Source organism: Frankia sp. Mgl5, assembly GCF_023242985.1.
Taxonomy (GTDB): domain Bacteria; phylum Actinomycetota; class Actinomycetes; order Frankiales; family Frankiaceae; genus Parafrankia; species Parafrankia soli.
Window position 1 is genome coordinate 1 of the sequence record NZ_JALKFY010000692.1, and the last position, 10,400, is coordinate 10,400.

At 64.7% G+C, this 10,400-nt stretch carries 8 protein-coding genes; 1 reads left to right on the forward strand and 7 read right to left on the reverse strand.

What is annotated here, in order from left to right:
* From MXD62_RS25990 to MXD62_RS26020, 7 genes are all read right to left on the reverse strand, one after another.
* Positions 1-216 (reverse strand): hypothetical protein (locus MXD62_RS25990; RefSeq protein ID WP_248832048.1); only part of this gene is annotated, 216 nt, incomplete at its 3' end.
* A 111-nt stretch (positions 217-327) separates the two neighbouring features.
* A complete protein-coding gene (locus tag MXD62_RS25995; protein ID WP_368862451.1) occupies positions 328-2,565 on the reverse strand; it encodes a hydantoinase B/oxoprolinase family protein in 2,238 nt (745 codons plus the stop codon).
* A 146-nt stretch (positions 2,566-2,711) separates the two neighbouring features.
* Positions 2,712-3,377: a GPR1/FUN34/YaaH family transporter gene (locus MXD62_RS26000; protein ID WP_248832050.1), complete on the reverse strand. Its 666-nt coding sequence runs from the start codon at positions 3,375-3,377 to the stop codon at positions 2,712-2,714.
* A gap of 265 nt (positions 3,378-3,642) precedes the next feature.
* Positions 3,643-4,710, reverse strand: a complete 1,068-nt coding sequence (locus MXD62_RS26005) for an NAD(P)-dependent alcohol dehydrogenase (protein ID WP_248832051.1) — start codon at positions 4,708-4,710, stop codon at positions 3,643-3,645.
* A 29-nt stretch (positions 4,711-4,739) separates the two neighbouring features.
* Positions 4,740-6,866 (reverse strand): hydantoinase/oxoprolinase family protein, encoded by a 2,127-nt coding sequence (locus MXD62_RS26010; RefSeq protein ID WP_248832052.1) that lies wholly within the window; start codon positions 6,864-6,866, stop codon positions 4,740-4,742.
* Positions 6,867-6,869: 3 nt separating this feature from the next.
* Positions 6,870-7,229: an acetone carboxylase subunit gamma gene (locus MXD62_RS26015; RefSeq protein WP_248832053.1), complete on the reverse strand. Its 360-nt coding sequence runs from the start codon at positions 7,227-7,229 to the stop codon at positions 6,870-6,872.
* Positions 7,226-9,154 (reverse strand): hydantoinase/oxoprolinase family protein, encoded by a 1,929-nt coding sequence (locus tag MXD62_RS26020; protein WP_248832054.1) that lies wholly within the window; start codon positions 9,152-9,154, stop codon positions 7,226-7,228. The genes MXD62_RS26015 and MXD62_RS26020 overlap by 4 nt, the downstream gene beginning before the upstream one ends.
* 880 nt (positions 9,155-10,034) lie before the next feature.
* On the opposite strand from MXD62_RS26020, the gene MXD62_RS26025 reads away from it, so the two are divergent.
* The gene (locus MXD62_RS26025) at positions 10,035-10,277 is read left to right on the forward strand and encodes a hypothetical protein (protein ID WP_248832055.1); all 243 of its coding nucleotides are present in this window, start codon (positions 10,035-10,037) and stop codon (positions 10,275-10,277) included.
* The last annotated feature ends 123 nt before the right edge of the window (positions 10,278-10,400 follow it).

A 10,400-nucleotide genomic window follows, 5' to 3' on the forward strand; every position in this document is an offset into this window, starting at 1 on the left:
CGCGTCGAGGGTGTCGGCCAGCACCCGGCGCGGCTCGGCCAACTCCAGGGCCGCGCACACCTCCGCAGCGTCTCCAGTAGGAACGAGGTGGCGGGAGAACGGACCTAAGACGTTGACGCCGAGCACATCGGACCGCAGTAACCGGTGTGCCTGTCCGGTGGCCGCGACCAGCGTGGCCGTATCGTCGTACCAGCGATCCGGCGCGCCAGCGAACACAGACCACACGTACCGGTCGCAGTCCAACCAGGTCAGAGTGTCACGCCTACCATGAACCCAGTCGTCCAAGGCCTTCATCGTTCTCCCGCCGTCCTCGTCAGTCCCCCACCGTCAGCCCTGCAGCTCCGCGAGCTTGGCCTCCAGCTGCGCGATCCGCACATCCTTCGGGTTGGGCATCATCACCGGCACGATCGCGTCCGCGGGGCAGGTGTCCTCGGGGGTGCCCCGGAAGAGCACGCGGGGGTTGCGCCAAGAGCCGAAGAACGGGACGTCGGCCGGGGGTGTCTCGGTCTCCCAGTCCTTGACGAACTCCGCATACGGCTTGCCGCGCTTCAGCCGGGCGGCCCGCTCGGCGTCCTTGGCCGCCGACGTGGCCTCGGCATCGACCGCAGCGGTTTCCGGGTTGAGTACCACCTGGTAGATGTCGCGCGCGGTGCTGAGGGACACCAAGCCGTCGCGATAGTCGGCGGCCACCGCCCCAGGGTCGCGTTCGAGCACGTCACCGTAGCCACCACCGGCACCCTGGGTGAGCATGTACAGCTCGCCTCGGTCGGCGAGTTCGAACTGCAGGCCCATGTGGTGCGTCGAGTAGGTCGCCTCGGGGAACGGACGGTCGTTCATCAGTTCCTCGATGGTGTAGCGCAGCAGTTCGCGCTGGTTGTCCATCGCTTTGAAGATGTCGACGTTTTTGATCTTGCACAGCGGGTAGGTGCCGGGGCCGTAGCCACCGAAGATGCCGTGCGAGCTGGGGAACTTCGAGCCGATGCTGCACGCCATGAAGCCCCACATGGCGCTGTCCTTGGCGGTGGCGATCTGCTGGTAGCCCTGGCCGCCGCGGAACTTGCCGAAGCCCTGGTTGTCCCGCATCACCTTGTTCGGCACGATCTTGAGGATCGGGACTTCTTCCTCGATGAGCTCCTGCTCACCAATGTCGGCCATGGGCGCGAAGATCGGAGCCACCGCGTGCTCGCCGTCCCGGTTGGACCGTGCGGCCCCGCCCATGCCATTGAGGTCGGCGCACACGTTACCCACCAGCTCGCCATGCTGGTTGATGCCGCCGTAGATGAACGTGACAATCATGTTGTACCAGCCGGCGATGACGTCCGTAGAGCGTTCGCCCGCGCTGTAAAGGAGTTTCGGCACCGCCAGCTGAGCCGCAGTGAAGGAGGGGAAGAACGTCATCATGCTCTGCGCGTTCGGCGCATTCGTGGAACAGTTCAGCGCCGACCCCGGGTCGGTGAGGACGGTCATCGGCTCGAACACCGCCTGGTTCCGCGGCAGGTCCGGCCACACGAACGTAAGGAACTCCTGGGCCAGCATGCCCTTCATCGACGAAAGGATCGTGTTGTTGGCCCGGTTCAGGAACTCCGGTGACGAGCCACGGAAATCCAGGATCAGCTCGTCGTCCTTCTTTGTCATCTCCAGCCTGATCTTGACCAGACAGTTCTCCCGCAGTGTTCCGTCGGCGAAGATGTTCTGCCGCACGGTGCCATCCGGCCACGTCCGGAGCCTGCGGCGGACCTCGTCAGCGGTGTCGGTCAGAGTGCGCCGCAACGTGGCGATCACCGTGTCGATACCGTATTCGGCGATCGTGTCCAGGACCCGGTCCTTCATCCGCATCGCCGCATACAGCTTCGCCTTCATGCCCTCCAGCTGCAGCTTCGGTTCGCGCACCGAGTTCTGCAGGAATGTCATGATGTCGCGGCGGAACGTGTAGTTCTCGCCCACCTTGAGCGGCGGGACCTTCAGACCTTCGTCGAACGGGGACTCCGCCGCCGAGGGCATGCCACCGGGCTCGGTGGCGCCGTTCTCCCCCTCATGAACAATGGCGCCAGTGAAGCAGATCAGCTTCCCCTCGTGGAAGACCGGGATGACGAGGCTCTGATCGGTGTTGTGGACGTTTCCGTAGCGGGAATCGTTGTGCATGAAGATGTCGCCCTCATGGATCCCGACCGTCGGCTCGTCGGCCCAGTACTTGAGGATGAACTTGACAGGGTGCTGCGTGAGCACCGAGAACAGCAGCACACCGCCCATGCTGGACAGGGCCAAGTCACCCGAGGCCGTCCACACACCCGAGATCAGGTCGCCCCACTTCGCTCCCGGCGCCGCACCCATCTGCTCGACCATGTCGAACGACTCGTTACAGGCGGTCTGCAGCTTGTGCCGCGCCAGGTTGACCACTTCGGGGTCCATGAACTGCGCCAGCGCCTGTGTCTCCCGCGGCGACTCCGGCGCGACCTTGTGGTTCTGCATGATCTCGGCGTCAGGCCCGAGGAAGAGGATGTTTTCTTCGAGGAACTTCTCGATGAGCGACTTGTCGTCAGCGCTATTGGACTGGCTCACAACCATGCACCTTCCGGTTAGACGGGTCTGGCAAGGATGGCGATCGGCTTCCCATGCCCCGCATGGGCTACGCGCAACGGACGAGACTTTTGATGAGTCCGTCTTCGTATACGCGTCAGCGTGGGCACCTACGGCAATCGGATCGCGGAGTGCTAGCCGGAGATGACCGGCTTTCCGAGCGGGAACGCTTTGCCGCCGGTCTCCGCGAACAAGATGCCGACGTACAGGTAGGTCGCCACCGCGACGACGGCGAACACGACGTAGCCGCCGGCATGGGTAAGGGCAGTACTGGTGTTGGTGGTGCCGAGCAGCAGCAGCAGCAGCGCGGCGTCAACGAGGCCGAGCAGCAGAGTGAAGATGCTGGGCAGTCGCAGGAGGCCCACGGTGAGCAGGACGACGGTGACCAGCCAGGAGATCAGCCACAGTTCGGTGGCTTTGGCCACCTGGTCCACCGGGATGTTGTACCAGTTGTGGCCGAGACCGAGGACGAAAGCGGCGTAGCTGGCGAAGAACCCGGTGAACACGGCGAACAGGCTGGCTGGCGCGCTCTGCCCGAGCGCGACCGCCCAGACCGTGGCGACCAGGAGTCCGAGGGAGGTCGCGGTCATGATGACGGGGATGGCCGCGCCGGTCGCGGCAGCCTCAATCCAGCCGGTGTCGACCAGCGCGAGCCCAACGGCCCCGGCGATGAAACTGGGGACGCCGATCACGCTCGGGTTGCCGCGCACCGGGTTGGCGGCCGGCTGGCTGGGTAAAGCCTCAACCTCGTCCGGTAAGGCACGCGAATGGGTGGAAACGGTGGCACTTTCGGTAGTCATCAGATCACTCCCCTGAACGAGGGAACCGCTTCACGGCAGGCTGCCGTGCATGCTGCGGAGATGGGCGGAGGGCCGGGCGTGCCATGACGGGGACCGCGCCGTCCCAATACCCGTGAGACAGCACCCGACCCTCCTGGTCCTGCTGGTGTAGCTTGCCGTCGTGTCCGACTGGACGGCCAGGGGTGTTCGAAGATTGCGGCAGGGAGGCCAGCGGCAGATCGCCCACGGACCAGACGAAGGCGAGCGGCTTCCCCAGCCGGCACGCCTACGCGAAACGGATGAGGGGTTTGATGATGCCGTCCCTCTTCGATTCCATCAGACTGAAGGCGCGTTCAACCTCGTCGAACCCGAACTGATGGGTCGTCATCGGCGTGGGATCCACACGGCCGGACCGTATCAGCCTGAAGATTCGGTCGAGCCGATCGCTTCCGCCTGGGCAGAGCGACGTCAGGATCTTCTTGTCCGACATGCCCAGGCCGAACGCATCCAATGGGATCTGCAATGGTTCCGGAACCTCGCCGTGGTACCCGATATTCGAGATCCGCCCGCCGGGCTTGGTCACCCGGAGGGCGGCCTCGAATGTCACCGGAGAACCGAGCGCCTCGATCGCGGCGTCCACTTCGATACCGCCGGTGAGTTCGAGGATGCGGCCCACCACATCACCCGATCCCGGATCGACGATCAGATCCGCCCCGAACCGACGGGCCAGTTCCTGCCGCTCGGGCCGTCCTTCCACGGCAATGATCAATCCTGCGCCAAGCAGCCTGCAGCCTATGGTGGCGGAAAGCCCAATCGGACCCTGAGCAAAGATCGCGACCGACTCACCGAGCCGCAGCTGCGCATTTTCCGCACCGCTGAATCCGGTGGACAGCATGTCGGTCGCATAGACGGCCTTTTCATCGGACAGGCCGTCCGGAATGACGGCGAGATTGGCGGCCGCGTCGTTGACGAGAAAATACTCCGCCATGTTGCCATCGCGTTGAGCGGTGAATTTGTATGCGCCGAGCATTCCCTGACACTGGGAACTGAAACCCCGCTGACAGGGACCACAGTGAAAGCACGGCGTGGTGGCCGCAACCGCGACTCGTTGTCCGACGCTGAATCCGGTGACGGCGGAGCCCAGTTCGTGGATCACGCCAACCGACTCGTGGCCGAGACCGCGACCTTCGGGAACGGGAATACCACCCCTGACGGTGTGCACATCAGATGTGCAGATAAGTGCCGATGTTGTCCGCACGACCGCGTCAGTGGGCCCCGCCTTCGGTAGAGGTTTCTCGATGACGCCGGCCTTGCCGAGACCGAGGAATACTAAAGCCTGCATGGTTGCAGTCATCGTCTCGAACCTCTCTTCCGACGTCTCGGTCAGATCGTCCTGGTGAGCACCGCGGAGCCGGTACGCCCGATCGTGATCTGCCACCCAGGTTCGGCGAGGTAGGTCGTGCGCGGGGTCTCCACCAAGGCGGGGCCCTCCACGACATGGCCCTCTTCAAGGCCGGCGACGTCGTAGACGGCGGTCTTGACCGCCCCGTCGATACCCGGGTAGTAGCACTCCCGCCACCGGGCGGGGCTCGGTGCGGGGCGAGGCTCGGCCTGGGAAGGCTGCATGGAGAACTTGTCATGATCGACATAGCTCACCACCCGGATGACGTTGATCCGGACACCTGCTTCGGGCGCCTGGCTGCCTTCGCCGAACCGCTGGGCGTAAAGGTTGCTGAACAGGTCCAGCAAGTCGACCACGTCCCGGTGCGAGGTGAGCCGCTCGAACGGGCACACGACACCCATCTGGGCAAGCTGGTTGCCGTAGCGAAGGTCGACCTCCACGCGCGACTGGATTGCGGCGGGATCGACGCCCTGGCGGAGCAGGTCGTCGCGGCCCTTCGCAGCGAGTTCCGCCACGGTGTCGTTGAAAACCTGATAGTCGTCCAGCAGCTGACGGGCGGTGGCATCGTAGACCATCAGGTAGAGCGAACGCTCGTGAATGTGCAACTGGTTCATGTGGCCCGCGCCCAGCGCCGAGAACACCGAGCTGAACGGGGGGATAAGCACGTGCTGAATGCCCAGCTGCGCGGCATACCCACAGGCGTGAAGCGGACCACCGCCGCCGTAGCTGAGCGCAACGAAGTGCTTCGGGTTGTAGCCCTTGACCGCGACCTCCTTGAAGATCGCATTGGCCATGTTGCTGTCCACCTTGCGCTTAATCGCCTTCGCCGCATCGACCAAGCTCAGTCCGGTGGGCTTGCAGATGTGCTCCTCGATGGCCCGCTGCGCCCGGCGCAGGCTGAGCTTGATCGTGCCGCCCGCGTAGTTGTCCGCATCGAGGTAACCCAGCACCAGGTTGGTATCCGTCGTGGTCGGGAGCCGCCCTCCACGTCCGTAGCAGGCCGGGCCAGGATCGGAGCCGGCGCTTTCCGGGCCCACCTCGATGGCACCCCACATGCGGTCGTAGCGGGCGATGGAGCCGCCGCCGGCACCGAGGGTGTGCAGGTAGGTCATCGGAGTCGACACGAGCCAACGATCGATCACCGGGTTGAAGTCGTAGAACTTCACGCCGTCGGAGGTCACCAGACCGATGTCGAAGCTGGTGCCCCCCATGTCGGTGGCGATGAGGTTGGGCTGGTCGTAGGTCTTCGACAGGTAGTTGGTGGCCTCCAGCCCGGCGACGGGTCCGGAGTGGATGGTCTGCAGCGAGGCGGTCGAGTTCAGCTGAGCCATACCCCCGGTGTTGTGCACCAGCAGCATCGGCTTGGTGTAGCCGTTACGCCGCAGCTCGATCTCCAGGGACGCCAGGCCGTGGTACATCTGGTTGTGCAGGTAGGCGTCGATGATCGACGACATGGTGCGGGTGTACTCGCCCTTGCGACCGCTGACCCGGTGCGACAGCACGATCGGGATCGCACCGAGCAGGTAGGTGGGATACTCATCGAGGACGATGCGCTCGACTTGCTTCTCGTGGGCCGGGTTAACCACCGCGTTGGTCAGCGCGACCACGAACGCCTGCGTACCCTGGTCCACCAGCCGCCGCACCTGGCTGCGGACGTCGTCGTCATCGACGGAGAGCATTACCTTGCCGGCGTAGTCGATGCGTTCCCGGATTCCTGCGATGCGGGTCACCGGAACCAGCGGCGTGGGCCGGTCCGCGGCGGGCAGGTTGGACTGCTCGGCCGCGGTCAGCCCGTCGCCGTAGCCGCGGGCCCGCATCAGCGGCACAGTCGATTCGAAGCCGGCGGTGGTGAGGATGCCGACGGCCGGCCCGCTGCGTTCGATGAGCGCGTTCGTCCCCAGGGTGGTGGCGTAGCGCACCGCGTCGACGGTCGAGAGCACCGTCTGCACATCCAGATTGATCTGCGCGCACGCCTGTGCCAGCGCCTCCATGAACCCGGAGGCCAGATGGTGGTGCGTGGTTAACGACTTTGCCTCGACGTAGGCGTCGTCGTAAACGAGAAAACAGTCGGTGAAAGTCCCGCCGATGTCAACGCTTACTTGCCGCATTCTCTAGCCCTCCACTGCACTCAGGTGACGACGCTTCAGCGCGTCGATGTCGAGTTCGATGTCGTGTGTCAGCGGATGACCAGGCGGCAGGTATTCGTTCTCCACCAGCGTTCCGCAGCCCGGGCAGTAGAATTCGACGATCCGACACCAGCCGGGGTCGGGAGCGTAGGTGAACTCGTAGCTCTCGTCTAGGATCGGCCGATGAATCTCCCGGGGGTCGCGGTTGTAGACCAGCAACCCGGTCTTGTAGTTCTCGCGGGCGTTCGCGATGTCGTGCCCGCACACCCGGCATGTCCATCGCTCGGTCACCAGATCGATCGCGAGATATTCGGTGATGTTCACCGAGGACTGCTGGTCACTCATCGCTGGGCCTCCAGGATCAGGTCGGAATTGCTGCTCACCCGGAAACCCCACCCGGGCTCGATCAAACAGGTCAGGTAGTCGCCCGTGACGAGCGCCGGCCCTTCGGCCCCCTGCCCCGGCTTCAGGCTCTCCGGACGGTAGACCGGTACCTCCTGCTCGTCGCCATCGGCGACGATGACTCGGCGCGATCCGTCCGCGGTCGCCGGCTGCACGGTGCCGTGCTGGTCGGCCACGAGCTCGAAGGTCGGCAGCGGATGCGAGGCCCGCACCACCAGCTGATCGGCCTTGCCCCCCACGGTGTCAGGAGACGTTCCGTTGGTCCACGTCTCGTCCCGCAATACTCCGTCGGAAATGAACCGGTCGCGGGTCTCGAGGATGCACGCGTCGATGGAAACGCCTTCGCCGAACATGTCACGCCGTGCCCGGATCAGCAGGTCGTCTCGTGCCGCACTCACGTCGGCGCTGGTGCCGGGCATCGGGACGCTGTACTCGTGCGCCAGCCCGCTGAAGCCGATGCCGAAGGCACTGAACACCGCCGACAGATGCGGCACGATCACCCGCGTGATCCCCGATGCCCTGGCGATTCCGGATGCGAGCACGGGGCCCGCGCCGCCGAAGGCCAGCAGCGTAACCTCCGAGAGATCTCGACCCACCGAACCGATCATCGCCTTTACCGCGGCGCCCACCTGCTCCTCGAACGCCCGCAGCACCGCGGATGCCGCGGCACGGGCGGACAACGACAGCGGGTCCCCGACATGGGTCACCAGTGCCTGCTCGGCCCGAGCCAGGTCCAGCTTCAGCTCCCCGCCCAGGTAGTTGTCCGGGTCCAGTGCGCCCGCGAGTAGCAGCGCGTCGGTCAGGGTCGCCTCGGTGCCGCCGCGAGCAAAGCACGCCGGGCCAGGCGCGGCCCCGACACTGCGCGGACCGATCTGGATCTCACCGTCGACGACCGCGACCACCGAGCTGCCGCCCAGCCCGACACTGCTCAGGTCCGGAATGGGCAGCGAGATCTGCGCCGATTCGATTCGGCCGTGCGCGTGCACCGTCAGGGCCTTGTCCACCACGACCGACACGTCGGTGGTGGTGCCGCCGACGTCCATCCCGACAAGGACGTCCGCACCGTAGAGCGAGGCGTAGGCAAGGCTGCCTTCCAGCCCACCACGCGGCCCGGAACCCCACGTCTTCAACGCGGTCGTCTTGGCGACCCGGGCCGAGTCCCCGTCGTTACGGAAGATCAGCAGCGGGCTCGCCAGTCCGTTGGACTTGCACGCCTTCTCCGCCCCGTACAGGAAGTGCTCCATCCCCGGATGCAGGTACGAGTTCAGCACCGCGGTCAGGACACGCCGCGCGTCATCGAGGTCGTGCACGAGCTCGTGCGACAGGGTGAACGGAATCGCGCCCAGCAGGTGCCTCGGGTACCGCTCCAGCAGCAGGTTCTTGATCGCCTGCTCCGCTTCCGCGGTCCCCAGGGCGATCACGATCCGTGCGACGCTCGTCGCCAGAAGCTTGTTGATCGCGGTCGTGAACTCGTCCAGGTCCACCGACCCGTCGGCACCCACCGCGATCCCGACCGGGGTGTGCGGCACCAATGCCCGCCACAGCGAGGCGTCGACCAGGTTTACAACTCCATAGACATCCTCCTCCGCGCCGCTGTCGACTAGCAACCCGACCGGAGCGCCCTTCCGCTCGACCACAGCATTCGTGCCCGACGTCGTCGAGTAGCGGAGGTACTCCGTCTCGCGCAACAGGCGAGTCGTGTCCTCCTCGCCATACAGACGGTCGGACACGATCCGTAGTCCATCGACAAAACACTGCGTTAAATCGTGCGGCGTCGTCGGGGTCTTCGAATGCACGACGCGTTCACCGTCCGTCACACACACGTCGGTGAACGTGCCACCGTTGTCGATATTGACAAGGATTCCCATGGGCCCTCCGCCGGCTTGTTGTATGAACTCGGTCACAAGATTCCAGGCATCGAAGGGTGGTTTCACCACTCTTACGGGTGGCTCGCAGAAGGAAATCGGGTGGTCGAGCGCTCTACCCGAGGCCACGGGGCGGCGTCCACCAATGTAGTTCACGCCTAGTGACTATCTGATGACTCGCCAGGCAAGGTTCTCGTAGCGCGAATCCGGAACTATTGGGCTCGACGGTGAAGGCGATCACCGATCGATCACCCTGCGCCGATTGGGTGGCGGTGTTGGGGGCCCTCGATGTCTCGGCCGTGGGCGTAGAGAGGTTCGTGCCCGTGCCGAACCCCGCAGGCAAAGGTCCCCAACGTGCCGGGGCGAGGAGACTACGGCGTCGATCGTGGCCGCGTGGCATGTGGGGAGCGCCCGGCGACCGGAACGGCTGATGCTGTAACTATCCTGCCACTCATGGTAGCGACGGCCTCCACCACCCGATTTCCGGGATACTGGCCACCCGAAAGGGTGGTGCGACCACCCATGCCTGCTGTCAAACTTGTGACCCACATCATCCGTCATGGTGGTTGGGATTCGCTTCCTCCTCCCGCAAGCAAGAGAGGCTTAGGTGAGAATAGACGACAAAGATCAATTTTGCGTTCATGGCAAGGTACCGATCAGCGCATCCGGGGGAGGAATAAACATGCCCATTCAGCACCGAAACCTCCCAGCTTCAGCGCTCCCTTCTTGGCCTTCACGTATCAACCAGACCCAGCGCGAGCGGTCGACTGCGCCGACGGCCATTTTCGGCGCGGTCGCTTCGATAGCGGAAACGTCAGGCATGAGGGCCGCCGGTAGCTACTCCGTCCCCCAAGCGCTACGAGGGGCCGTCTTTGCTGCTAGGATGAGCCGGTTCATTTCGCCTTCACATCTGGTCGAACTCCTTGGATCATTTTCCCCTCCCATCGATCCGGAGTCACTGGAGTGGCGCGCCCTCAAGGCTGCCCTCGACACCTATGACCACGCCACATATACCTGCATTGATCTCGAACTGGCTCGTGCTGCGGTCAATGTAGCCGCCAACGCGGTCATCGGCTGCTCACGGGCCTCTGCTGCGTCTGAATACCGCAGTGCCGATGGATACTGACTGGAATGCGTCTCGACCGCAGAAAGAAAGACGACCATGGCAGTCGGCTAGTGCGCTGACCGTGATCCTTTCCGGTGGTCAGGCGGCATGTGATCGTGGGCGTCCCCAGCGTTGCTGGCGTTC